Origin of the sequence: Dokdonia sp. MED134 (genome assembly GCF_000152925.2) — a bacterium.
Lineage (GTDB): Bacteria > Bacteroidota > Bacteroidia > Flavobacteriales > Flavobacteriaceae > Dokdonia.
On record NZ_CP009301.1, the window covers coordinates 3,238,956 to 3,262,661 of the forward strand.

Annotated in this window: 24 protein-coding genes; 5 read left to right on the forward strand and 19 right to left on the reverse strand. The window is 38.8% G+C overall.

Annotated elements, in window-relative coordinates:
* Window positions 1–18: 18 nt before the first annotated feature.
* From MED134_RS14315 to MED134_RS14335, 5 genes are all read right to left on the reverse strand, one after another.
* Window positions 19–396: a hypothetical protein gene (locus tag MED134_RS14315; protein WP_038600542.1), complete on the reverse strand. Its 378-nt coding sequence runs from the start codon at window positions 394–396 to the stop codon at window positions 19–21.
* Window positions 397–526: 130 nt separating this feature from the next.
* Entirely contained in the window at window positions 527–2,488 is a 1,962-nt protein-coding gene (locus tag MED134_RS14320) for an endonuclease (protein ID WP_052084263.1), read from the reverse strand.
* Between the two features lie 92 nt (window positions 2,489–2,580).
* Entirely contained in the window at window positions 2,581–3,666 is a 1,086-nt protein-coding gene (locus MED134_RS14325; RefSeq protein ID WP_038600545.1) for an endonuclease/exonuclease/phosphatase family protein, read from the reverse strand.
* 78 nt (window positions 3,667–3,744) lie between these two features.
* Window positions 3,745–4,200 (reverse strand): GNAT family N-acetyltransferase, encoded by a 456-nt coding sequence (locus MED134_RS14330; protein WP_038600548.1) that lies wholly within the window; start codon window positions 4,198–4,200, stop codon window positions 3,745–3,747.
* On the reverse strand, window positions 4,200–4,517 hold the full coding sequence (locus tag MED134_RS14335; protein WP_038600551.1) for a YbjQ family protein: 318 nt from the start codon (window positions 4,515–4,517) through the stop codon (window positions 4,200–4,202). The genes MED134_RS14330 and MED134_RS14335 overlap by 1 nt, the downstream gene beginning before the upstream one ends.
* A gap of 126 nt (window positions 4,518–4,643) precedes the next feature.
* Between MED134_RS14335 and MED134_RS14340 the strand changes: the two genes are divergently transcribed.
* Together MED134_RS14340 and MED134_RS14345 are read left to right on the forward strand one after the other, a co-directional pair.
* Window positions 4,644–5,756, forward strand: a complete 1,113-nt coding sequence (locus MED134_RS14340) for a sigma-70 family RNA polymerase sigma factor (protein ID WP_038600563.1) — start codon at window positions 4,644–4,646, stop codon at window positions 5,754–5,756.
* A gap of 104 nt (window positions 5,757–5,860) precedes the next feature.
* Window positions 5,861–7,390, forward strand: coding sequence for an alanine/glycine:cation symporter family protein (locus tag MED134_RS14345; protein ID WP_038600567.1), 1,530 nt, complete (start codon window positions 5,861–5,863; stop codon window positions 7,388–7,390).
* A gap of 82 nt (window positions 7,391–7,472) precedes the next feature.
* On the opposite strand, the gene MED134_RS14350 is transcribed toward MED134_RS14345, so the two are convergent.
* The 5 genes from MED134_RS14350 to MED134_RS14370 form a co-directional block, all read right to left on the reverse strand.
* Complete coding sequence (locus MED134_RS14350; RefSeq protein WP_038600569.1) at window positions 7,473–8,186, reverse strand: pirin family protein; 714 nt, start codon at window positions 8,184–8,186, stop codon at window positions 7,473–7,475.
* Window positions 8,187–8,295: 109 nt separating this feature from the next.
* On the reverse strand, window positions 8,296–8,799 hold the full coding sequence (locus MED134_RS14355) for a GreA/GreB family elongation factor (RefSeq protein ID WP_038600572.1): 504 nt from the start codon (window positions 8,797–8,799) through the stop codon (window positions 8,296–8,298).
* A gap of 5 nt (window positions 8,800–8,804) precedes the next feature.
* Window positions 8,805–10,544 carry an FAD/NAD(P)-binding protein gene (locus MED134_RS14360; protein WP_052084264.1) on the reverse strand — a complete coding sequence of 580 codons (1,740 nt, stop codon included), beginning with the start codon at window positions 10,542–10,544 and terminating at the stop codon, window positions 8,805–8,807.
* 101 nt (window positions 10,545–10,645) lie between these two features.
* Window positions 10,646–11,206, reverse strand: a complete 561-nt coding sequence (locus tag MED134_RS14365; protein ID WP_038600575.1) for a hypothetical protein — start codon at window positions 11,204–11,206, stop codon at window positions 10,646–10,648.
* A 35-nt stretch (window positions 11,207–11,241) separates the two neighbouring features.
* Window positions 11,242–13,644, reverse strand: a complete 2,403-nt coding sequence (locus MED134_RS14370; protein ID WP_038600578.1) for a DUF5916 domain-containing protein — start codon at window positions 13,642–13,644, stop codon at window positions 11,242–11,244.
* 243 nt (window positions 13,645–13,887) lie between these two features.
* On the opposite strand from MED134_RS14370, the gene MED134_RS14375 reads away from it, so the two are divergent.
* The 3 genes from MED134_RS14375 to MED134_RS14385 are packed head-to-tail and all read left to right on the forward strand — an operon-like array spanning window position 13,888 to window position 17,318.
* Window positions 13,888–15,282, forward strand: a complete 1,395-nt coding sequence (locus MED134_RS14375; protein ID WP_038600581.1) for a sensor histidine kinase — start codon at window positions 13,888–13,890, stop codon at window positions 15,280–15,282.
* Window positions 15,282–16,013, forward strand: a complete 732-nt coding sequence (locus MED134_RS14380) for a response regulator transcription factor (RefSeq protein WP_038600584.1) — start codon at window positions 15,282–15,284, stop codon at window positions 16,011–16,013. Before MED134_RS14375 ends, MED134_RS14380 begins: the two co-directional genes overlap by 1 nt.
* A gap of 42 nt (window positions 16,014–16,055) precedes the next feature.
* Window positions 16,056–17,318, forward strand: a complete 1,263-nt coding sequence (locus MED134_RS14385) for a hypothetical protein (protein ID WP_038600587.1) — start codon at window positions 16,056–16,058, stop codon at window positions 17,316–17,318.
* A gap of 3 nt (window positions 17,319–17,321) precedes the next feature.
* Here the strand turns inward: MED134_RS14385 and MED134_RS14390 are convergent, their stop codons facing one another.
* From MED134_RS14390 to MED134_RS14430, 9 genes are all read right to left on the reverse strand, one after another.
* The gene (locus MED134_RS14390) at window positions 17,322–17,672 is read right to left on the reverse strand and encodes a hypothetical protein (RefSeq protein ID WP_038600589.1); all 351 of its coding nucleotides are present in this window, start codon (window positions 17,670–17,672) and stop codon (window positions 17,322–17,324) included.
* A 59-nt stretch (window positions 17,673–17,731) separates the two neighbouring features.
* On the reverse strand, window positions 17,732–18,262 hold the full coding sequence (locus MED134_RS14395) for a DUF421 domain-containing protein (protein WP_038600592.1): 531 nt from the start codon (window positions 18,260–18,262) through the stop codon (window positions 17,732–17,734).
* A 271-nt stretch (window positions 18,263–18,533) separates the two neighbouring features.
* Window positions 18,534–18,914 (reverse strand): hypothetical protein, encoded by a 381-nt coding sequence (locus MED134_RS14400; RefSeq protein ID WP_038600595.1) that lies wholly within the window; start codon window positions 18,912–18,914, stop codon window positions 18,534–18,536.
* Window positions 18,915–18,959: 45 nt separating this feature from the next.
* Complete coding sequence (locus MED134_RS14405) at window positions 18,960–19,676, reverse strand: acetolactate decarboxylase (RefSeq protein ID WP_038600598.1); 717 nt, start codon at window positions 19,674–19,676, stop codon at window positions 18,960–18,962.
* Between the two features lie 40 nt (window positions 19,677–19,716).
* Window positions 19,717–20,628 (reverse strand): helix-turn-helix domain-containing protein, encoded by a 912-nt coding sequence (locus MED134_RS14410; RefSeq protein WP_038600601.1) that lies wholly within the window; start codon window positions 20,626–20,628, stop codon window positions 19,717–19,719.
* 77 nt (window positions 20,629–20,705) lie between these two features.
* Entirely contained in the window at window positions 20,706–21,218 is a 513-nt protein-coding gene (locus MED134_RS14415; RefSeq protein ID WP_038600604.1) for a hypothetical protein, read from the reverse strand.
* A 23-nt stretch (window positions 21,219–21,241) separates the two neighbouring features.
* Window positions 21,242–21,853, reverse strand: a complete 612-nt coding sequence (locus tag MED134_RS14420) for a hypothetical protein (RefSeq protein WP_038600607.1) — start codon at window positions 21,851–21,853, stop codon at window positions 21,242–21,244.
* Between the two features lie 16 nt (window positions 21,854–21,869).
* The gene (locus MED134_RS14425) at window positions 21,870–22,820 is read right to left on the reverse strand and encodes an SDR family oxidoreductase (protein ID WP_038600610.1); all 951 of its coding nucleotides are present in this window, start codon (window positions 22,818–22,820) and stop codon (window positions 21,870–21,872) included.
* Window positions 22,821–23,124: 304 nt separating this feature from the next.
* Complete coding sequence (locus MED134_RS14430; protein WP_038600612.1) at window positions 23,125–23,706, reverse strand: hypothetical protein; 582 nt, start codon at window positions 23,704–23,706, stop codon at window positions 23,125–23,127.

Consider the following 23,706-nt stretch of genomic DNA (forward strand, 5'->3'; position numbering starts at 1 on the left):
GAAGCTTTATGTCTTTGTCTAAATGCGAATATAATTTTTGTTGAGGTTAGTATCTGCTATCATATCACGTGTAAAACTTAGATGCCCTTTTGTGGTGATAATTCTAAAGCGATAGTCTTTCATTTTTGTGAGGGTGTCTAGTAGTAGCCACTTGGTTTTAAGCAGCTGAGGTTTTGTAGATTTTAAACTCACCTCAAAGAAGTATTTTATGCCACGCTTTTCGGCCACGATATCTGGTATGATGGTGTTTCCGGTTTCTTGTCTTGTAAAGGATGTAGGCGTCTCATAGCCTGCTACATCTGCTTTGATATTTTCAAAACCTTTGTTTTCAAGATAGGTAATGGTCGTGGTTAAAAATGCGTTGTTTTTGTTTTCTTCTTTGTCTAAATGTATCATAACCTGTAAGATACAGTTGTAACATCCTATTTTGTACTAAAAAAGGGTTAAAAGAAAACGATACAATGTTAAAACCTGTAAGGTGTAGTGGTGCGCTTTCGCGAAAGCGTAATTACCCCGAAGTGCTGTTTTATCTCACAATGAGTTTACGTGTTGTGGCAGTTGTTTTTGTCATCACTTTTACAATATATACACCGCTAGGTAGGTTGTGAATTATAGGGCTACCACTCTGAAAGTTATCTTTATAAACCTCACGACCTAGAGTGTCAAACAAGAATACCTCACCAGTTTCTTGAGGGGTAGTTACAGTAATTGCACTCGAAGATGGGTTAGGATATATAGTCATATCACTAAGCTCATTATCTTCAACCCCCAGCGGATTAGTCCACTGCTCACCTACGTTTGTACCCCAGATGTACTCTACAAGGTCAGGCATATCTATAAAGGGATTACGGTTAAACTGCCAGTTATAAATAACGTTATTACGATTCATCTCATAATCATCTGGTGGGTCATTGCGATGCCAGTCTAGTAAAAAATCTAGGTCACCTAGAGCTCCCACAGTCGTATTTGCGGGATTGCCAGATACTACGTCAAGCCCGTTATAGCGTATGGTTAAGAAAAAGATACTACGCGCTACATCACCATAAAAACTACCTTGATTACCTGTGGGGCCACTGTACTCGCCGTAGTCTTGGTTACCGCGAGAGCTATTTTCTGGTCCATCTGCTGCACGCAGTGCGTGGGCATCACTATTTGCGTGGCGTAGTGAGTCTGCCTTTGTGGTTGTAAAAATGTCTATACCATCTGCTACTTGATCGTACTCTATGTCATTAAAACCTCCACGTGATCGTGGGTAGGTGTGCTCTCTGTTCCATAAGCCCTCATTACTACCTCCAGAAGTTTGAAAATCTAACTTAGGTCGCTGCTGCTCTGTATAGACTAGCCATACCTGATTACTGTTAAGCGGACTCTGGTCTGCCTCTTTTAAGATATCTATAATATCTGAATAGGTTTGTGCACGTACAATAGATGGATCTGCTATGATATCTTGTAAGGCTTGTATAAGTGCGTCATCTGCAAGTGTATCAATGGAGTCGTAATAGCCATCAGGTTGTGTACTTTCTACTTGGTCATAGGTAGGAACTAGTGGAGTACCGAATGAGGCAGTTGTAAAGTCATTGTCTATGATACGTATGATAATATTATCATTTGCTCTTTTAAAACCATCTGGCATTTCGCCAAAGGTGATTTTCAGCTCCTCATCACCCTCGTCGTCTTGATCGTCTATAATTGAAATGGTAGTTTGTCCTGTAGAAGCACCTGCTGCAATGGTAACACTTGTCTCACCTGTAAAATCTGCCGAGTTAAAGCCTGCATTGTCCAGGGTAAATGTAAATTGGGAAGTGCTGGTAACGGCTGTAGTCGTGGTGAAGTTTATGGTAATCTCTTCACCTTCATTATATACTGTTTGAGAAGTACTAGCGCCTATAAAATTAAATACCACTCCAGATCCATCATTAAGTTGTCCTGGGGTAGGGGTTGTGACATCATATCCTCCAGTACTATTAAGTTGGATGGAGTTACTGGATGATGCACCATTACCACCTTCGTTTACTTGTGTTGTTTCTCCTAGTAGGTTGAGGAGGTTTGTATCATCACTATCGTTAGTGTCATAGACAAGTGCATCTACAAGATTTGCTGTGGTAGCAAGTGTGCCTTCGGGAAAGTCTTGTTCATCTCCCTGATATATTGCAACGGCATCTGCACCGTTTTGTATCGTATTATCAAACAGTATAAAATCTGGCACAGGCACCACATTATTACTACCTATAAGAACAATACCGTTTACATCTGCCACAAGGCCATCTAGATCAAGTGCAAAGTAGCTGCTATCACCGCCACTACTAGATCCATTAAATAAAACAAGCACATAGCCGTCTAGAGAAGCTTCTGGAGTGGTAAGGAGTTCTATAAACTCTTGGTCATCTGTACTAGGTGTATCTGCATCAAGTTCATTTATAGTGACCTGCGCTATTAAAGGATTACAGCAAATAGAAATAAGAAAAGCAACTAAGTAAAAATGTTTCATATAGGAGATATTGTAGTTACAAAATTATTACTTAAGTGTTCTAGGGGTGTTAAGTGAGCGTTAAGTCCCTTGAGAACAAATTACTAAAACAACTAGTTTACACCCATATTGAGTAAGTTCTGCTCTTTGAGTTGACTTTTTGCACTTTTTATTTCAGAGTCTGTTGGTTCTTGGGGAAGTTGTAAACTTGCTCCTTGTGGCTCATAGGTAAGCTCTGAATATACTGGGAAATGATCAGATTTTATATGACCTGTGCGCTCTAGCTTTTTTACTCTAAACTCTTGAGAGGTAAAAAGGTGATCAAGAGGCCATCTCATCAGAATATTTTTCGCATTAAATGTGTTGTAAAAACCACGGCCTATGCGGGGGTCTAGTAGTTTACTCACTTTTCTAAAGAGCGAAGTCGTTCTTGACCAAGCCACATCATTAAAGTCACCCATCACAATTACGGGAAGCGTTCTTTTATTTACTGTAAATGCCGTTTTCATCATCTCTGTGTCTCTATCAGAACTCATAGGGTTGTGTTGAGGCATAGGCGGAGTAGGGTGTATAGCATAAAGTTGTATTTGGTCTCCGCTCTCTAGTGTAACAATGGCTTCCATAGATGGAACTTCCTTATCTACGAGGTGTCTTACCTTTTTTTGGGTAAGCGGTAGTTTTGAATAAAGTAGCATTCCATACGTATTACCACGCGGCTCAAGTAAATGGTGGGAGTATGTAGATGCGAGACTACTGTGTACCGCTTTTTTCCAGACTGTATCTGTTTCCATAAGTAATACAATGTCTGGATCATAATCTGCTACTTGAGATAGTAGAAGGTCATATTGTGTGTTTTTTTGTAAAACGTTTGCACTATATATTTTTATAGACTTGCTAGTGTCTGTGATTGTATTTTCTAGTGCTTCTGGAGCTGCAAGTGGTGTATAGTCATAAATCTTAATAAGCTGAAATATAAAACACACAGCGAGAACACTCACAAAAATATAATCTCCTACATACTTGATATTAAAGCGTATAAAATAGGTGACAAGAGCTATAAACGTAAGCAGCGTAAGCTGCGCGTGCGGAAAATCAAAAATGCGTATCCACCAGTAGTCTATAGCAATAAGCGGTAATAAGGTGAGGATAATGGCTATAATACCAAAACCTTGTAGGAAGTTTTTAAGTGAGAATTTCATTTAATGTGATTGGTTAGTACAGTAAAGTTACTTCTAACCTAGCCTAACTATCTTAAAATCATATTAAATGGGATAGATTTAAGATTTTAATTGTTTCATAAAACAGAGACTATTTGCTACTCCTTTATATTGCCCATAATTTGCGATACTAGTGTAACCTAACTTGTTGTAGAGTTGGACGGCATCTTGCATACGCTTACCAGTTTCTAGTACGGTATGTGTGGCACCTAGTTCTTGCGCCCATTCTTCTAGTGCATTTACAAGTTGTATTGCGTATCCTTTACCTCTTGCAGTGTGGTGTACGTACATTCTTTTTATTTCAAAGCTTGTGGACTCAAATTTTTTGATGGCACCACAGCCTACAGCAACTTTATCATCATAAATTACGAGGCAGTGTTGCAAGGTAGTTATGCCATTAAACTGGTTATAAAAATGGTGGTCGTCACCATCTACTTGAGCTAGATATGCATCAAGTAATGCGACTAGTTTTATAAAGTCTGGATGCGACGAGCTTGTACGTTCTAAAAGTATCATCACCTTAATACTACAGCGGTACCCATTGCAGAGATGCCTAGTTTTGTGTTTTGGCTTATAACCTCTACATCCATAGTGACTCCCACAATCGCGTGAGCTCCCATTTCTTTAGCTTTGGCTTCCAGTTTCTTGAGTACTTCTTGTTTGGCAGCATCTATTCCTTCTTCGCCACTTTTATAGACTTTACTCATACTAAAGGAATCTTTAAAACTTAGTCCCTTTGTATCAAAAAGCTTTGCATACATAAAATCTGTAATCACACCTAGGTAGTGTGTGATCTCTCTACCTTGTATACTGTTTGTAGTTGTTATAATCATTTATATGAGTTTGTATGTAAGTAGTATTTAAAAGGGTTTTGTTACGCTTTCGCGAAAGCGTAATATATAACTATCAAAATTAATAAGGTTTATTTAATAACAAACAATCTCTTATATTAGTACTCTATGCTCACAACTACTGTTTACACCGTTACTGCCATTGTCTGCCTCATCACGGCTGTTGTCATACAACGTATTTACTTTAAGGAATTACAACGCGGAGCTTCTTTAAAGGCTGTAAACGGCATAAAATGGTTTGGATGGGCCATTTTAGTTTGGGGAGTAGGCGCATTATCTAATCTTGTACTGGTGGGGATATTTGACAGTAATTACAGCAGTAGGTCAATCATATATCTAGGTGTACTTTTTTCCTTAGTAAACTCGCTGTGTATTTTACTCTCATTACCATCTATAGAACATAACAAAGAGCGTAGCCTAGTTGTACGACTAGTAGAACGTTTTACAGAGCGTGAGTTTGTGCGCGTATTTTTAGGGATACTTATGATGATCTCTTTTGTTTTTATAGTAACCTCGTATAATAATACAGCTATAAGCAATACACTTATCTGGCTTATAGATATACCTATTTCTATTGTTGTGGCGGTGGCATTACTTATCGAGTTGCATAAAGCATTTAATAATAGAGATATGCGATTTATGGTAATCCCTGTAATTGCTCTTTTTATCCTGATTGTAATTGCAGTGACGCATCGTATTATACCAAATAGCTACATAGAGAATACATCACTAGCAGCAAGTTGGGCAGCCATAGGTGCGGTAACTTCTATATCATTTAAGTTTCTCTTTATTTTATTATTTTCCATCTTGTTATATAGTTGGAAATTCTTATCAGAAAAAGAACAAGAAGAAAGTAGAGCTGCATCACTCACCCTTGAAAATAGTAGACTACTTAAAAATCAAGAGCAACTTACACTGGCAAATGAGAGCCATCTTGATACTATAAAAAGTATGAAGTCTGAGCTTAAAACGCTCAAGGCAGCACATAAGATTGAACTCTCAGACAGGCAAAAAGAAGTTTTAGGCAACCTAGGGTTATATGGCGATACAATGTCTTATGGAGAGATGGCAGAGGCGATGCACATCTCGCTAGATGGTTTTCAAGCTCATATACACCAAATCAAAAAGATGCTAAGCATAAGCGGAACAGGAGGTAAGGAACGACTTATTGCATTTGCAAAAGCAAATGACTTATTGCAGCACGCTTCTATAAAACAATAGGGTTAAGAAGTACTTAAGTACTTAACTATGCCTTTTTGAACACTGCGTAACCTTTTATAGTGAGCATAAGTATATGACTTTTGAGAAGATCAAAAACATATACTATGAATCTCTTTTTATGTATTCAAAACAGCTCTCTAGATGAGCGTATTAATGAACAATTTGATAATGCAACTAGCTGGTTTGTAGATGCAGTAATGTGGCAAATTCCCATTACAGAAAATGTGGGCTTGCCTTGGGTACTTATCGTTCTTATTGCTGGAGCTACATATTTCACTTTCTATTTTAAAGCTATTAATGTAAGAGGTTTCTGGACTTCTATTCAGGTTGTGCGAGGTAAGTATGATGCAATAGAAAAGGGAGGAGAAATGCATACACCCACAGTAGATATACCTGACACTATAAGAGATGAAAGTGAGCAGGGAGAGGTAAGTCACTTTCAAGCCCTCACAGCAGCATTATCTGCAACAGTAGGACTTGGTAATATTGCAGGTGTTGCAATTGCACTTTCTATAGGTGGTCCAGGTGCAACTTTCTGGATGATTGTTGTCGGGTTGCTAGGTATGTCATCAAAGTTTGTTGAGTGCACGCTAGGTGTTTGTTATAGAGAAGTAGCAGCAAATGGAACTGTATATGGAGGGCCTATGTATTATTTGAGTAAAGGTCTCAGGAGTAAAGGATTCACAAAACTAGGAAAGGTGCTAGCTGTTGTTTTTGCTATAATGTGTATAGGTGGGTCTTTTGGCGGAGGTAATATGTTTCAGGTAAATCAAGCATTTAAGTTATTCGAGCACGTCACGGGAGCAGAGCAAAGTTGGTTTTATGGTAAGGGATGGCTTTTTGGACTTATAATGTCCATACTTGTGGGCATCGTTATCATAGGAGGAATAAAGAAAATAGCCACGGTTACAGATAAAATTGTTCCAGCTATGGTGGTGATGTATGTACTTGCTGTGCTCACAGTAATAGGACTAAATATAAATGCCTTACCAGCAGCATTACTAAGTATATGGGACGGAGCATTTAGCCCAGAAGGTGTTACTGGTGGTTTTGTAGGTGTGATGATACAAGGCTTTAGGCGTGGCGCTTTTTCTAATGAGGCGGGTATAGGAAGTGCCTCTATCGCACACAGTGCTGTAAAGACCAATTATCCAGCAAGTGAGGGATTAGTAGCTTTGCTAGAGCCTTTTATAGATACCGTGCTGGTTTGTACAATGACTGCGTTAGCACTTATTATAACAGATACACTAGTGGTAGGGGCAATTTTGAATGATGAGCAAGGTGTCTTGCTCACGGCATCTGCACTGGAGAGCGGGATTTCTTGGTTTCCTTATTTACTTTCTTTTGCAGTGATACTTTTTGCCTTTTCATCTATGATATCGTGGTCTTATTACGGGTATCAATCGTGGAGTTATCTCTTTGGGAGAGGTAAAAAAGTGGAATATGCCTATAAGACGCTCTTTTGCATCTTTGTTGTAATTGGTGGCGCAGCTAGTCTAGGAGCGGTCATAGGCTTTTCTGATGCGATGGTATTTGCGATGATGGTACCTAATATGATAGGGCTTGTGATACTTGCTCCTAAAGTTGCAAATGAGTTAAAGAAATATATGTCTGTCATTAACAAGCAGTCATAATGCGTTAGGGATAGAGGCAATTGTTGAAGCTCCTCGTAGAGAGCGACTGCCGAAAGCCCGACCGACAGGTAACGCCCAACTATTAAAACTGCATAGGCACCTCGATAAGTAATATTTTAGAATCAGTTTGTGCAGTGATTTCTAGCTCGGCAATGTCATAAACTCCTATGGCGTCACGTCTGTCTAGCAGTTCGCCAGCGGCGTGGGCGCAACCTTCAAGTATAAAAATAAAAAGGCCGTTCTCTTTTTTATGTAATTTGTGTACAAGCGATTGCTCTTGTGTAAACTCCCCCATATGAAACCAAGCGTCTTGGTAAATCCATACACCCTCATCATCTTGATTTGGTGAGAGTATTTGTACAAATTCATTTTTGAGGTGATGCTCATTTATTTTAATCTGATCATATCGAGGCGAGACTGGACGCTGGTTAGGCATAATCCAGATTTGTAAAAACTGCACTTCGCGATCACTATTTTTATTATACTCACTGTGATCTATTCCAGTCCCGGCACTCATCACTTGGATGTCACCTTGCTGTATCACCGTCTGGTTACCCATACTATCTTTATGCTCTAAATCACCAGAAATCGGGATGGATATGATCTCCATATTGAGATGCCTGTGCATATCAAAACCTCTACCAGCCGCCACGGTGTCATCATTGAGCACACGCATCGCTCCAAAGTTCATACGGTTGGGGTTATGATAACTCGCAAAGCTAAAGGTGTGAAAACTCTGTAACCAGCCGTGGTTTGCGTTTCCTCGACTGTTTGCTTTATATAGAATCGTTTGCATAGGTGATAAATTAGGGATTAAGTAGCTCTATTTTTGGTTATAAAGTTACGATATGTGAATTTGATTTTGAAAGTGTTTGTTACGCTTTAGCGAAAGCGTAAATCTCATACTAATCTACGTAGGCTATATTTTTAATAGTGAGTTTCTTCTCCTCATTGCCTAGCTGAAATGTAGTTGTTTCATCCACCTTTTTGCCAATAAGCGCTCTAGCAATTGGAGCGGTGAAGGCAATTTTTTTGTCTTTTACACTAGCCTCATCTACGCCCACAATCTGGATGGTAATAGGCTTAGGCATACCAGCGATGGTATAGGTGACTGTGGCGCCAAAACGTATTTCTCCCTCATCCTTTATGTGATCAAGTAGTCTTGCGCTTTGTATGCGTTCCAGTAGTAAGTTGCGTTTCCCATTAAGTACGGCAAGTGCTCGCCTGCGCTCGCGCTCATCTGTTTCATCTAGGGTGGAGATTTTATTATCTAGCGTGCTAAGCTCTTCCTTAAGCTGCGTTAATCCGTGGCTAGTGACATAGTTTGTCACACCATCTGGCAATGCTGCTCTAGGCGGAATTATAGGAATTTCTTCTTGGTCATCTTCTTTTACAAATCCTCTGCTCATCTTCTTTATTTTTCGTTCTTCATTAAGGCTATACTGCGCTCAGACCAGCTTATAGTGCGCGGTCCAAAGCATTCTAAAATTGCATCTACACCTATCACACTTCCCTTAGATAGTCTGCCCAATACAGCTAGTGGCACAAAACTTTTACCCTCTGGTACTTCTACATAACCATAATCGTCTGTGCGTATACCTAGATCAGTATGTTTAGGCTCAATCATTTCATAACTAAGCAAGTTTTTAATAATTGGTGTATCTACCGTAACAAGCTGTGGTGAGTCTAGTACAGCGTTAAGCATTACGTCTACCGTAATCTTATTACCATTAGATTCAAGTTGCCAGCCTCCGTCTACACAAGTGATCTCTGGATTATTTACAAAGTCAAGATCTAAAACTCCTGCTTTTGCAAGTGCAATAAGTTGTTGTATGCTTTCAACGGGTGGACCGTAAGAATAACGTTTTGATGCTTCGTCTAGCGCAATAACTTCGGCAACCACATCATCTATAATTGCGGGATATGAAAACTCTCTGTAGATGGTAGGCTGGCAGTGTCGCCATACTTGACCTATAAAATAATCAAGGCTTACTGGTGCTTCTCCTACTGCCATTTCCACTTGCTGTTGCATCATTTCTAATATGGGCGTATGGTGTGATAGGAGTAGGGGATGCGATAGTGATTTATTGTTGAGGTAATTTATGGTTAAGAAGTAAACTTCTTCTTCGGAAAGATCGTGTTGTATGGCTTTGTCTCCTAATTTTAAAAACAAAGGAGCTACAACAGCTGCCATTGCTTCGAGTAGAAAGTATTGATCTTTTGCAGGGTGATCGCCGCAGGCGCCTTTATGTATCGCTTTCGCGAAAGCGTTTATAGCATCATCACTTGGCATAAACCACTTATCTACTACTTTATTTATAGGTTTTGGCACCATAGGAAGCCCGTCTAAGGAAAAGGGAACAAACCGCTGCGGATGGTTTTCTCCAGCGTGAAAAGCTACTTCTTTGGAATCATTATCAAGCATCTCAAAATGCGCGCCTTGCTGCAAGGTGAGCGCACGTATCTGATCAATCATTGCAAGTCCAAAACCTCTAAAAGCAACTACGTTCTCTGAGGTGATGTTTGCATTTATCATTTTTTCTACGGGATAGGCTTCTGTAAATAGTAGGGCGTTATCCGTTTGTGCAACGTGATCTTTCCACTCTTGCAACTGCTCTGAAAGCTCCGTATCCTGATGTCCTATTGTGAGAACCACTTCATCTATTGCAGTAATGGATGTATTTTCTGTAATTGCTGTGAATTCTGGTGCGATATAGGTGAGTTTAGTGACAGTATCCTCAACAATATTTAGCAAGTCAAATCCCTTAAGTGCACTTGCAATAGTCTCAAAACGAGCATTAAGGTATGTTCCCATCTTTGACCGTGGAGGAAACTGATCTGGATGCGTAGCTGGAGGGTTTTGTTGTTCTTCTGGTAACCACTCCGTGTATGAGGGAAATGCAGGGATGATATCATCACCTAGTTTTATTTCTGGTCTGCCAGGTAAGTCTTGTAAGGCACGCTCAGTTATATTAAGCCAGTTGCTCGCTACTTGCTCAGGATTCCATACCCAGCCTGCTCCAGGATATTTAAATGGTTCAAATAAAGTGACTTTTATTTGAGCTTCTGGAGCGTTATTGTAGAGCGCAGTAAAAAGGCTTTCAAGAGTAAAAAGTCCTCTGGGACCTCCTCCTATTATGGCGTAGTGTTTCATAGGTTGGTTGTTATACTCACCCTATGTACAAAGGCAAGTGTAACAAAGCTATGGCATTACTACGCTAGACGGTAGTTGTTTAAGATTGTGTTAGGAGTTATTTAAGACCCCATACTGATAGTGACATCATTTGAAAAGCGCTCGTTGTTCACCACAAACCGTGTGTGCAATTCTTTAAATAAATCTATAAGTGGAAGCACAGGACTGTTCCAATTATCAAATTCTAGATGATATTTTGCTATTAATATGTAGTGATCATCCTCGTTTGTACCCTTAATTATAGGCTGGAAGCTATCTTCTTGAGCAATTTCTTTTAAGATTGCAATATGGTTGTTGTTTCTCAAAAATTCAGTCATTTTAGAGCTGTCGCTATTGATGTTAAAGCGCTTTGATTTTCCTATAAAAAGCGATTTAATATGCGAGTTTGTAGTGAGTTCAAAAGTGTGACTCTCTGGCTGTTTTGGTAACTTCATAGAGATATGACCAGAAAATTCTTTTCCAGTGATATTAATGATGTTTATCTCAGTATCCCCTACAGGTATTTTTAATAAATACTGAACCTTAGGAAGGCGTATGCCTCCATCTATGCTAGTATCTTGATCTTGGTATAAAAAAGTACCTCCTTGCTCTGTCGCTATGTTTTGAAAAAATGATTTATACATACCCTATGTGTAGGAAAGTATTTCACTTTGTTACATTAACTACGTTTTTTCAACCTGTTAAAGTCTAAAAACCAACGCATACGTAAACTCAAGGTTTCTAAACCTGTAGCATCACTAAGTGTATGTATTCCGTCTAAGTAATCACCATTTACATTATCTGCAAAGGCAGTTTTACCTACACGATACCCTAGTGATAGCTCACTTGCGGGAGCAAACTGCCAGCGCGCGACAAAGTCAAGGTTAAAAGCATTAAATGTGCTGTCAAAACTATCAGGATCTATAGAGAGGTTATTTACCGTCAGGTCTCCGTCCTGCTGTAAAGCGTATTGATTTTTATAATCTACTTTAATCCAGTAGTGACGTAGTCTTAGATTCATATTAATTTTTGCGTTTACCGCATAGTTGAGTTGTATTGCATTTGTAAGCTGGTTTATAGAACGCTGGCCTATAATGATCTGGTCCTCTTGATTTGTGATATAACCTATATCGTTAGGGTTATCTGTATAATCTTGCTCAAACTCTGCAAAGAAGTGTTGCCCCAGTCTTGTACGTAAACCATAACCCATCACGTATTGTTCGGTTTGTATGTTGTGATTTTTATAATCTACTGCTACAAAGTAGCCAGCCCACGATAGATTCTTATTTCTGTTAGTTTGATATTCTAGAACGATTTCAGAGAGCGCAGGTCTATTAAAAACGCGGTCTTGTACTCGTGCTTCAAAAAAGTCTTGACGTTTTGAGACGTAGCTTAGCGTGACAAAGAGATTTTGGTTACCCTTTGTTGTAGCAAAACTTGAGAAGCGATATTGCGAGCGCTCACGTTCCATAAGGCTGTAATAATATCGCTGCTGGTGATCTAGATCTAGTTGATACTGCTGGAACCATTTTTTTGGAGCAGTATTGCGATAATTTACATTACCACGGAAAACCATACTGTTGTTACGCTGCAAGAAGCCAAAATCATTATTATCAAAATCTTCATCCTTTAAGTTCCAGCTTACGCCTCCCGTCCAGGCACCACTTACTTTTGATACATAAGCATTATACTCGTGTCCAAAAACATTATCTCCCTCCAGCCCATATTGCTGTGACACGGCCTTCTTAAAGCTAGCCCTATAAGTGCGTTTTGCATTAAACCATTCGTATAAAAGTGCGCTAAAGTTGCTGTCATAAGCACTTCCAGATCGTAATACAGAGTTATTTATGAGCGTGACAGAACTATTGTTTTTGAGTTGTTTATCTATCACCAGCGCATTATAATTCGTGAGCGGATTTGTAATTACCTCTCTTACTTCATCTGTAGAGGTGTTTTTTATTTCCGCTTTCGCGAAAGCGGTTACCCCATTAAGCACCCCTATGGAGAGTCCGTTTTGTGACTTTCCGGTAAATTTTACGAGGTTTATAATATTTGAACTAGTAGGGTTAGTAACCACCATCTCATTATATGAAAGCGTAAAAGCATTTGCATTTATAGGTCTACCTCCTATGCGACGTGTAAAGAGGTAGCCGCCTTTATCAAAAAGCTCTGTACCCTCAATAAAGAATGGACGTTGCTCTGCAAACTGTACTTCAAAAGGAGAGAGGTTAAAAACCTGGTCATCACTGCGTGCCTGGCTAAAATCTGGAATGACAGATACATCAAGCGTGTATGCATTATCAATCACATACTTTACATCGAGTCCAGGGTTAAGCGTGGTCTCTGCAGCACCATCGCTATCTGTCTCGTGCACGGCAGAAACAAAGGGTACAAAAGACAGGTTGAGCGGTGGGTTTACAGGCTCGATACCTTCAAGCGACCCAAACTGGTTGAGGTATCCATCTATAGTAGGATCTATGGGACTCCAGAAAGATTCTTCATTAAGCGCCCCAGAAAAACGCTGAAAGTTAATCGTAAAATCTGACAGGTCTTTTTTTGGGAAACGTATGCTATTCCAGGGGATGCGTATCTCAATGTCCCAGTGAGTATCGTGCACGGTGACTTCACTTTCCCAGATAACATTAAAGTTTTCGTCTGCACCGGTGTTACCGGATATCTTACTGTCAAACTGCACACCGGCTGCCGTCACAGTAAAGTCATAACCCTCGCGTGTCTGCCCAAAGGGATCAATTTGCACCCCAAAATAGTCTGCATTACCCACATCATCACGAGCGGTAAGGAGGCGTCTTATTTCATCTTTATCATTTGTATTGAGTACAGCGCCTACGTAGAGGTAATTATCATCATATAGTACGGCAATCTCTGTTGCTCGTAGAGAGGGTTGTCCAGCATTAGGTGCTTTTTGTGTAAACGTTTTGGTTTCTAGTTGTGCTTTCCAGACTGCCTCTGTGAGGTTCCCATCTATTTTAGGAGCCTCTCCTGTGCGATGCGCTTTAAGAGATTGTTGTGCAGTGACGGTTGCTGTGAGTAAGGTGAGTATAAAAATGAGTACTGTTTTCATAAGGTTGGTTCTTTTGTTTGATGGCACAAAAGTGAGATCATCTATTTGATAATCAGGTTAACCACGGGTTAAGGGCTAGGTTAATGTAAAAGCAAGAACAACAGTCGTTGTATTAACCTAAGAGCGAAGTACATACTGAGTAAGGGTTGCGAGCAATTTTAAGGTTAATGCTCGGTTAACGACGGGTATTAATTATGTCTAACTGTACTTTCCCACTACATTTACAACATCAATCAGCCACAGATGAAAAGTAAATTCTCCTTATTAATAGCAATATCTGCACTAGCATTACTAGCGTTATGTGCCATACAAGCTTATTTAATAAGTAATACCTACGAGCTCAAAAAAACCGCTTTCTTTAATGAAACCTCAAATGCGGTTTCTGAGATTGCAAATGATAGAGAACTAGATTCTCTCTATGACGCACTTATAGAAGTAGACCTAGAAGATCACCTAGCAGATTACTTTAATGAGAGTATAACTAAGCGACAGGTGGTAGAACGATTTTACCGCAATGCAGATACTTATAACGAGCAGTATATGAAACGGTATGAAGCCTTGCAACTACAAAAAGAATTGGGTTATGAGGTTGCTTATAGACAGAATTTGTTAAGCATTGTCATCATAGACTATCCTAATACAGACACCATTTTTCCTATAAAAGACAATGAGAGAAAACGCATTTTTGGGCAGAAGTTTAAAACAGGAATTTCAAGAAGTATTAACTATGCACGCACCTTTGATACAAATGAGTTTATAGACCGTAGGGGTGACAGTATAAGTATAAGCTCGTACGATTTTGAAGTGCGCACTACACAAGAGATACAAGTACCTAACTGGAAATCTCTGGTGCTCAAAAGAATGTGGGTACTCATTGTGGGAAGTATCATTTTATTCCTTTTTGTAATAGGGTTACTCTACTACTCAATAAAAAACCTAATTACTCAGAAAAAAATTGCCGAGGTAAAAACAGACTTTATTAATAATGTCACTCACGAGCTCAAAACACCGCTCGCAACACTAGGTATCGCTACCAAAAGCTTACGCAATGAAGCAATAAAAAGTAATCCAGATTCCTTTAATAACACGCTGGGTATCGTAGAGCGACAAAATAGTAGATTACAAAAACTCATAGATCAAGTACTTACTAATAGCTTGAGCGCAGAGGAGCTACAGCTCAATAAAGAGCAGGTAAGTGATAATGTATTTTTTAAGAACTTACTTTCAGATTTTGAGATTGCTACACAGCACGCACATCTTACAGTTTTAAACAAGGTCTACAGTCCAGAAGTGCTCTTGCGCATAGACAGATTTCACCTCACTACGGCACTTCTTAATGTGCTAGAGAACGCAGTAAAGTATGGTAAAGACCAAGTTACCGTGACGGTCACCACGCGCCTGGTAAATAGAAATTATTGCATTGAGATATCAGATAACGGGACGGGTATCTCACCGGCAGACCAGAAAGCGATTTTTGACAAGTTTTATCGCGCTGGTAACAGTGATGTACATAACGTAAAAGGGCTAGGTCTCGGTCTCTATTTTACACACCAAATTATTACCGCTCACGGGGGAACGATAACCCTGAAAAGCATAGAAAACGAGGGAAGCACCTTCACCATAAAATTGCCTTTATAATGATTGCAAAAAACAACATACTACTCGCCGAAGATGATTTTGATTTTGGGAGTATCCTCAAGCAATATCTCGAGATACACAATTTTGAAGTTACTTGGTGTAAAGATGGGGAAGAGGCTCATAACGCTTTCGCGAAAGCGCACTCAGAAGGAGTAACCTATGACATCTGTGTTTTTGATGTGATGATGCCTAAGATGGATGGGTTTACACTTGCAGAGAAAGTGATAAGTATCAACCCAGAAGTTCCCTTTGTGTTCCTAACCGCACGTAAAATGAAGGAAGACCGCATACAGGGGCTCAAACTAGGAGCAGACGATTATATCGTAAAACCCTTTGAGGCAGATATACTCGTGCTACGCCTTACTAACATTTTAAAACGATCTAGACCTAACCTCGCAAAGGTTAGACCAGATATAAATGAGATCACTGCGATAGGAAACTATCACTTTGATGCTCACAATCACACGCTCACCTTTGGAGAGACCGTACAATCTCTCACAGAAAAGGAAGCACAGTTGATTCAGTTTTTTTACGAAAACAAAAATCAGCTACTTCGAAGAGAAGATATTCTATCTAAAATCTGGGGAAACGACGACTTTTTCTCAGGCCGCAGTATGGATGTTTTTATCAGTCGGCTTCGAAAATATTTTAAAGATGATTCTTCCATTTCAATTGCTAGCACAAGAGGTGTAGGGTTAACCTTTACAATTGAATCATCAAAAAATGAATAGGTAATCGCTTTCGCGAAAGCGGAAGACTAAAAAAGTAACATAATGAAAACAGTAAGAAATATATGCACAGCAGCCCTCATAGGCTTAGGAATGAATGTCATTGCACAAACAGCGCCACCTGCTCCGCCTGCACCACCAGCAACGGTTTATGAAGATGCAACCACCACGGTAACTACAAACTCGTCTAACGTATCTGTGATTACCCAAAATGGTAATTATGGAAGTGGCGGCAGTACTTCGTACTCAGTAAGTAACTCAAATGATGAGTACCGAGTAAAATCTCGTTATCCGGGTAATAGATATGCCGCTATAAAAGAATTCTTAGTAGCCGAAATGGGTACAAAAAATATGCAATCTAGCGGTAAGGATATGGTCTGGAGCCTTGAAGGTGATGAGGATACCGTTTATGAGATTGCACTGAGTGAGAAACGCCTCAAGATAGAACTAGATAAAACAATCGCTGCACCAGATATGATTGCAAAGTTTACAGATATGGGTAACATCTTACGTACCCTTGTTTCTGGAGGAAGCGAGCGACAAGAGATACAACGATTAGAACGCGATGCAGACCGTGCAAGACGTGATGCAGCACGTATGCAACGAGAAGCTGCACGACTAAGGGAAGTTTCTGTAAGAGATGCTGCAAGGCTAGAAAGAGAGGCACTGCGCCTCTCTAATGAAGCAGAGCGACTAGGTCTTAACTCAAAAAGAGGAGGAGGTATAGATAGTTATGTGCGTAATTTACTAGAGTTACCTAGTACAAAAATTGCAGCAAGTGATGTGAATAGTAGCATCTGGCAGTGGCCGGAGGTACAAGAAGCCCTCATTAACACTCTAAATGCTGAAGGATTACTTAAAGGTGAAGAAACTATTGTATTTGTAAAAGAAGATGCCGGAGCATATGCAAACGGTACACGCTTATCTACTACTCAATGGTCTAAGGTAAATAGTGTTTTTAGAAAATATGTTATGCAAGACGTTACAGAGGTAAGTTTCTATAAAAAGGGAAACCATATTGTTATTGTAGATGGCTTTACAGCTGTAGAAAAGATTGTAATGTGGTTAACACGTAATGATTACATAGCTAGTTCTAGAAGATCTGTAAAAATGATGCTTAACGGAAGCTCAGTTATAGTAGATAATGTTGCCTTGCCTAGCAGTGATGTCAAGAAGATAAATAGCTATTTACTTACTGAGGGAGTAATAACAGCTCCGGGCAAATCGCTTGTCATAAATGAGACTGGTATGTCGCTGGGTTACAGTTATGATAAAAGTACACTAGGAACCTGGGTAGGTAAGGACTAGTTTTTACTCCTCTTCGTCTTCAAAAGTATCTCTTGCAAGCAACTTAGGCGATACTTTGTAGGTTGCAGCGTAGGTAAGACCTGCTTGTTTAGTTTTTGAAGTCAAGAACGCTCTTTTAAACCAGCGATGGTCGGTAGCTCTTTTCTTTAAATCTTCGTGAGAGGTTGTGGCATACGGAGTGCCTTTAAAGAATGACTCAATGGTATAGACACCCAGCCCATAATGCTCTGCACGATCTAGTACAGTTTCAAAATCTGCTTCAGAAAATTGATAAGCAGTATCAGTTCCTGATCCATCATTTTTTGGTGTTAATCCTGCAAATACTTGTTGTTCTAAAAACTCTGATTTTTCCATAATGCAAAAGTCGTTATTTAATCATCAAATCTATCACGATTTATAAAATAAGAATACCCTTATGGCGTTTTACGTACGCCTTCTAATAATGCTTTGTTAAGCACACCATCATCATCTGACGATGAGGTGTGTAACACAGATATGTCACCTGTAGATTCTAGTACAACTGCCTCTACTTGTTCATAGGTAAGTACATTTGCCTCTCTGAGTTTAGCAATAAGTTGGCCTTTCTCTATACGAGCATACTTTAGGTTTTCTTCAAGAATGGTACTTCCGTCCATAAGGAGTAGGGGTTTATTTGATATAAGTTTGTTTATGGCCGGCACAGCACGCTGTAAGTAAGAAAATATAAAGGTAAGAATCAGTAACGCTCCCACAGCTACAGATCCGTGTGCAATTGAGGTACTAGAAGTTAGTGTAGAAGATATGATACTACCTATTGCGATGGTAAATGCAAAATCATAAGCTGTAAATTTTGCAAAAGATCGCAACCCTATAATACGTGTTAATATGATGACTACAATAAAAATCATTAAGCTACCTGCGAGTGTTTGCAAGAGCGGGTCATCTGTGCTATAAATCCAATCCATATTGTTGTTTTTTGAGCATAGTTTATTCACAAGTTGTGATAAGCTATTGTTGGTTAGACTGTAAATTATTGAATAATCATAGCTAACTCAAGGCTCATAACAAAGGTTTAATATTTATTGTGAAGGTATTAACGTAGCTTGCGATGTTTCGGTTGTCTGGCTTATGTAGTAACTGGTGAAAATATCAGTAATGCGCGGGATGTTGTTACGCTTTCGCGAAAGCGTAATAATACACTAGTCAATATAACTTAAAGAGAAAGTAGAACTGTATCTAAAGCTTATTTGGTGTCTTCTTTTGTGCACCTAGCGGAATAAAGTTTAAAGAAAGGCTTGCCTTAGCCTGTTTACTAGCATCTATGTAGAGTTCATCTTTTTTAAGAAGCTTAATTTCTTTTTTGGTCTTTTGTTTTACCTTAATTGTTTTTATAATCTCGCCGTCTTGCTGTATTCTTACAGAGAAAGGCGTATTACCGTTATTACTCACGATGGCATAACAAGGTTCTCCATAATATGGGTTTATAGCGCCATCTTGACCGGGACCTTTTCCCGTCATAAGCATACTTTGTGAGGGGGAAAGCTCAAAAGTATCTTGTGCGAGGCCCGCTAGCGGTACAAAAATGACTAGAGTAAGGAGAAGAAGGAGCTTTTTCATTTTAAATAATTTATAAGTGATGTCCTTCTTAAAGGTAGTCAAAAATTATTTTTTCGGTAAAAACAGGGTAAGCCTATCTATGTCTAGATTGTCTAGATGCCCCATTTTGGACTCGTCTTTTGTAATGAGATGTAGGTGAATGTTACTATCGTGGTGGGTGAAGATACCCTTATGCATTGTAGAGAAAAATCCTATAATTTCTACTTGCTCGTCTTGCAGCGTGTAATTTGTTTGGCCTTGATGCGCTTCTTGTGGAGAAGAAACTTTTGTGCCTCTAGGTAAATTCTGTATATGTATCTCTGCCTTAGATACAGTACCCTCTAGTTTAAATGCAAATGGTCGCTTTGCTTCCTTTGTGCGTTCACTTACAAAGTCTTCTATATCTTTTATAGTCTTCACAGACGCCGGAAGGTTTATCTCATACCAGTCTGTCACGTTAGTATACACAAAAAAAGGTGCAGAGACATCATAAGTAGGTGTTACTGTCATTGCAGTGTCTGAGCTCACTTTTGATAGATAACTAGTACTATTTACAATGAGAAGTTCGCCAGTGAGATAACTCTCAGGGCCTAAGCCATAAAGTCCTTTCTTATTTGTGATGGTATCTAGTAGTATAGAACCTTCTAGTTCTCCTTTCCACATCACGTTTTTCATAGCGCCCACCACCTTTACATCTGGATACGTTGTGGAGGTGGCAGTTTCACCTTTTGAATTGCAGCTTGCTAGACATATAGTAAAGGCAAGTAGTAAAATGTATTTCAAAATATAGGTCTCTTATAGTTTTATAGAGTACAATATAATACTAATTCATTTTATACTTCTGTCTGTACTGGCTAGGGCTTATGCCTTCTTTCTTTTTAAAGAGTCTTGAGAAATAAGGAGGGTATTCAAACCCTAGTTCATAAGCTACTTCAGAAATAGACTTCTGCGGATTAAGTAAGGTATTTTTAGCCTCGTCTATTAAGTACAATTGTAAATGTTCTGTTGTGGTTTTACCTGTTTCTTTTTTGAGCGTGTCACTCAGGTAGCGTTGTGATACAGAAAGCTTTCCTGCTATTTGTTCTATGCTGGGGATGCCGTTTTCTTGCAGCTGTCCGGTTTCAAAATAGGTGTCTAGTTGTTGATTAAATAGACTAAGTAAATCTGTAGAGAATTCTTTACGATTTAAGAACTGACGTTCATAAAAGCGGTTTGCGTACTTAAGTAGGGTGCTAAGTTGTGAGATGATAATATCTTTACTAAACTCGTCTTGATTATTATGATACTCTGTATTTATGTTATTTACTATAGACTCTATTTGCTTTTCTTCTTTTGGCGAGAGGTGTAGAGCTTCATTAACATTGTAAGAAAAGAAGTTGTACTTCTTGATTTGAGCCACAAGCTCTGTACCTTTTATAAAATCTTCGTGAAAGGTAAGAGAAAAACCTTTTTGATCATAAATCACACTACTATCCCATTGAAGAACCTGTCTAGGTGCAATAAAAATGAGTGCACCATTTGTAAAGTCATACTTAGTGCGACCATAGGTCAAGTCACCTTTTATTATTTTCTTAAGGCTTATGGTGTAGCAATCATTTGTGATAGGAGGGGAGCTTTCTCTTGGACAAGGTAGATGTCCATCTCCCACGGTTGTAAAAACACTAAGCATAGGGTGCTCTGCTGGAGGCAATCCTAAGTAGATAATATATGATGATAAGGTTTTAAAATGCTCCATATTAAAAAACTAATTGTGCTAAGTCGTTTTTGTGAAGTTACTTATAACGTTTTAGATCTCTATTTTATTTTAACTACCTAGTAGCTATTATCCTTTTGTACTCTTACTAGTTGCTTGTTATAATCGTTTATTCTTGCATAAGCCGTACCATCTATAAGTAAGATTACGATAAGCATTGCAATGGTAGTGATACTTATGGCACGCCAGCTAGGTGTGTTTACAAAAATAATGAGTAATGCAGCTATAATAATTATGATGGGGATAGCTCTAAACACAACTGTAGTATACTCCTTAAGGGTGGCTTCTGTACGGTCTATCTCTGAGGCAATAAAAGCTGTTGCATCCTGCTGGTATGCGGTCTCAAACTGTGTAATTCTAGCCTTATTTGTAAAAAACAACCCTAAACCTATGGTGACTAATAGTACTCCCGCTACCAGTGTAGGTATAATGTATGCTCTTGCAATATCTGTTTTGCCCAGTTGCCAGAAGCCTATACTTGCAGCTATAAACACCACCCCAAAGAGTACAAAAAAAGGTGTAGAAAATAGCTCTGCTTTTGCCCAGTCTGTTGCGGCTTTTAATATATCCATAGTCGTATCGTATAAGTAAATGATTAGTGCTGCTTTGTAGCACCTAAGTTAGTCACAATTTTTGCAGGTCCTTCTGGAAACCAAGATTTTATTAAAAACTTAGGGATAGAACCTATAGGTATATAGTCTGCATTATACGTGATTTTTATAGAGCCATTAGCTAGTTCTTTAAAATCATATATCACCTTATAGGTATTCATTCGCTCCACATCTTTAGTCTTATAATCACTACGTGCAGCAGTTGCGATAAACTGTAGAGAGCCTTCTTTCCTTACCCGTGTGATTTTTAAAACCAGATCACTGTCAGACATAGGCCAGGGCGCGTTAAAGTAATAGTACGCCATCCATTCGTTATCAGATAGTTTCTTTAACTCTTTTGTTACCGGTGTGCGCTCTAAAAATTGCTTATGGTTTTCTGTATTAGAAAAATAGGCATCAAGTTTATCTAGTGTGGTAGTTGCGGTGGTCTCTGCGATGTAATAAAAGTGCGTACCCTCGTCTTTTTTTACAAGATCATAGCGTACGGTAGCCTTTTCATCTTTTGTACGCGCTATCGTCCAGTTGCGGTTTTGTGATATGCTGTTATGCGCTATTAGCAATAATGCTGCTGTAAGGTAATATGTTATATACTTCATAAATGAAAGTTCCGGGTTATAAATTCCAGCTAAAGCCTGTTGCTTCTTCAGACACTTTCCATAGTTGCTCCATCACTTCTTTATTTTTTGCGTGTGGTTCTAAGGTGCATTCACCCACGGGTCCCGTCCAGTAGTTTCTTCCTGTGGGGCCATAAAAGGCAGTTTGATCCAGGTCTGGCTCTGTAGCACACATAAGCTCTGGATATGCACCCTTCTCTGCAGATTGTACAAAGGGTGATAGTTTCATAAGTTGCCACACAAAACGAGTCATAAGGCTGCCACTTGTCTTAATTAAGGAGGTACGTGAGGCACCTGGGTGACACGCATAGGTTTTTACATTAGTCTTACCAGCTTTTTTGAGTCTGTCTTGTAGCTCATAGGTAGTCATAATTTGTGCAAGCTTACTCTGGCTGTATACACTATTAGGGTTGTAGTTATGATCCCAGTTCATATCGTTAAACTGTATCGTTTTTATACCCATTTTATATCCTTCACTACCTACAGTGACAATACGACCATTAGATTGCTCTACTAGCGGAAACAACAAACCTTGTAATAAGAAATTACCGTAGTGATTGACCCCTAGCTGACTTTCAAAACCATCTACAGTAAGTTGTTGTTTGGGAACTTGGGCAATGGCTGCATTAAGCATAAGGGCATCTATGCGAGGTACTGTTTTAAGTACCTCTGCGGCTGCTTTTCTCACAGATGCAAGTGAGGCTAGGTCCATCTCGATATTAGACACATTAACGGTTTCTCCTACTTCTTGTTTTAAAGTAGCAATGGTATTTGCAGCTTTAGTATTATTACGATTAAGCATTACAACAGTCGCACCCTTAGTGAGTAAGATTCTTGCTGCTTCATAACCAGTACCACTCGTGGTACCTGTAATTAAAAAGGTTTTATCCTTAACATCTGTAATTCTATCTGGCGTCCATCCATCTTTTCCAAACTGATAATCTTTCATCTTGCTTTGTTTTTAATTACTAGGGCAAAGGTAAGAGGGAGAAGTGGGAGGTTTCTTATACAGATTTTCAGATGTAGTATAGATTTTGGTAATCAGTCCCTTAGAAGGTGCAAAAAGTATAAGTGTATGTGGTGTTGAGGTATTCCGCTTTCGCGAAATTTTAAAATCAACAAATGCTACCTAGATAAAATCTAGCTTTCTATTAGTATGTAGTTAATGATACTCTATGACCTGCTGAATGGTAGAAGGGTTTTAATTTGAAGAGGGTTGTTTTTTGTTCTGTGTTTTTGGTCAGTAAAAAGTATTATTCTAGCTTCAGGTAATTTCCATTTTCAAAACTTATAAGTTCTATTCCTCTTCCTTCTGATGAATACAAAATAAGCTCAATTGTGTTGTTTTCGTTTAAAAAACTGTTATTGAAAACATAAACATTTTCAAATTCAAATCCATTTACATTGATATTAACAATTTGCTCATCAGAAGGGTTTCTTAGAGTTTCAAAATATTCATTTTCAGAATTATCACTATTTTGAATACCATAATTAATATCAAATGAAGTAATATCATTAGACGTTTCCATATTTAATTGTATTGAAAACCCATTTTGACTAAAATTGATGAAATTTGTTATAGTTTCAACTTCCCAATATCCGCATCTTTCAGCTCCTCGAGATTCTTTCTCTATTTGAATAGTTCGCGGTTGAGTAGTGGCTCTTACTTGCTCACCATTTTCATTTACATAAAACAAATCTTGATAATTGTCAAATGGGATTAATGATTTTTCAAAATCCGAAAGTAAAAATGTATCAATAACTGAATCGTCACAGGTACAACTGCAGCAAAGAAGTGTAAATAAAATGGTAAGGCCTTTTAGGTAGAATTTCAT

What these genes read in the sequence shown, in the direction of transcription:
- MED134_RS14425 (WP_038600610.1), bottom strand. Translation starts at nt 22,820, where the DNA reads ATGAAAGATTATCAGTTTGGAAAAGATGGATGGACGCCAGATAGAATT.
- MED134_RS14350 (WP_038600569.1), bottom strand. Translation starts at nt 8,186, where the DNA reads ATGCAAACGATTCTATATAAAGCAAACAGTCGAGGAAACGCAAACCAC.
- MED134_RS14385 (WP_038600587.1), top strand. Translation starts at nt 16,056, where the DNA reads ATGAAAACAGTAAGAAATATATGCACAGCAGCCCTCATAGGCTTAGGA.
- MED134_RS14320 (WP_052084263.1), bottom strand. Translation starts at nt 2,488, where the DNA reads ATGAAACATTTTTACTTAGTTGCTTTTCTTATTTCTATTTGCTGTAAT.
- MED134_RS14370 (WP_038600578.1), bottom strand. Translation starts at nt 13,644, where the DNA reads ATGAAAACAGTACTCATTTTTATACTCACCTTACTCACAGCAACCGTC.
- MED134_RS14340 (WP_038600563.1), top strand. Translation starts at nt 4,644, where the DNA reads ATGCTCACAACTACTGTTTACACCGTTACTGCCATTGTCTGCCTCATC.
- MED134_RS14335 (WP_038600551.1), bottom strand. Translation starts at nt 4,517, where the DNA reads ATGATTATAACAACTACAAACAGTATACAAGGTAGAGAGATCACACAC.
- MED134_RS14315 (WP_038600542.1), bottom strand. Translation starts at nt 396, where the DNA reads ATGATACATTTAGACAAAGAAGAAAACAAAAACAACGCATTTTTAACC.
- MED134_RS14390 (WP_038600589.1), bottom strand. Translation starts at nt 17,672, where the DNA reads ATGGAAAAATCAGAGTTTTTAGAACAACAAGTATTTGCAGGATTAACA.
- MED134_RS14420 (WP_038600607.1), bottom strand. Translation starts at nt 21,853, where the DNA reads ATGAAGTATATAACATATTACCTTACAGCAGCATTATTGCTAATAGCG.
- MED134_RS14400 (WP_038600595.1), bottom strand. Translation starts at nt 18,914, where the DNA reads ATGAAAAAGCTCCTTCTTCTCCTTACTCTAGTCATTTTTGTACCGCTA.
- MED134_RS14430 (WP_038600612.1), bottom strand. Translation starts at nt 23,706, where the DNA reads ATGAAATTCTACCTAAAAGGCCTTACCATTTTATTTACACTTCTTTGC.
- MED134_RS14345 (WP_038600567.1), top strand. Translation starts at nt 5,861, where the DNA reads ATGAATCTCTTTTTATGTATTCAAAACAGCTCTCTAGATGAGCGTATT.
- MED134_RS14330 (WP_038600548.1), bottom strand. Translation starts at nt 4,200, where the DNA reads ATGATACTTTTAGAACGTACAAGCTCGTCGCATCCAGACTTTATAAAA.
- MED134_RS14375 (WP_038600581.1), top strand. Translation starts at nt 13,888, where the DNA reads ATGAAAAGTAAATTCTCCTTATTAATAGCAATATCTGCACTAGCATTA.
- MED134_RS14415 (WP_038600604.1), bottom strand. Translation starts at nt 21,218, where the DNA reads ATGGATATATTAAAAGCCGCAACAGACTGGGCAAAAGCAGAGCTATTT.
- MED134_RS14410 (WP_038600601.1), bottom strand. Translation starts at nt 20,628, where the DNA reads ATGGAGCATTTTAAAACCTTATCATCATATATTATCTACTTAGGATTG.
- MED134_RS14365 (WP_038600575.1), bottom strand. Translation starts at nt 11,206, where the DNA reads ATGTATAAATCATTTTTTCAAAACATAGCGACAGAGCAAGGAGGTACT.
- MED134_RS14355 (WP_038600572.1), bottom strand. Translation starts at nt 8,799, where the DNA reads ATGAGCAGAGGATTTGTAAAAGAAGATGACCAAGAAGAAATTCCTATA.
- MED134_RS14380 (WP_038600584.1), top strand. Translation starts at nt 15,282, where the DNA reads ATGATTGCAAAAAACAACATACTACTCGCCGAAGATGATTTTGATTTT.
- MED134_RS14360 (WP_052084264.1), bottom strand. Translation starts at nt 10,544, where the DNA reads ATGAAACACTACGCCATAATAGGAGGAGGTCCCAGAGGACTTTTTACT.
- MED134_RS14395 (WP_038600592.1), bottom strand. Translation starts at nt 18,262, where the DNA reads ATGGATTGGATTTATAGCACAGATGACCCGCTCTTGCAAACACTCGCA.
- MED134_RS14325 (WP_038600545.1), bottom strand. Translation starts at nt 3,666, where the DNA reads ATGAAATTCTCACTTAAAAACTTCCTACAAGGTTTTGGTATTATAGCC.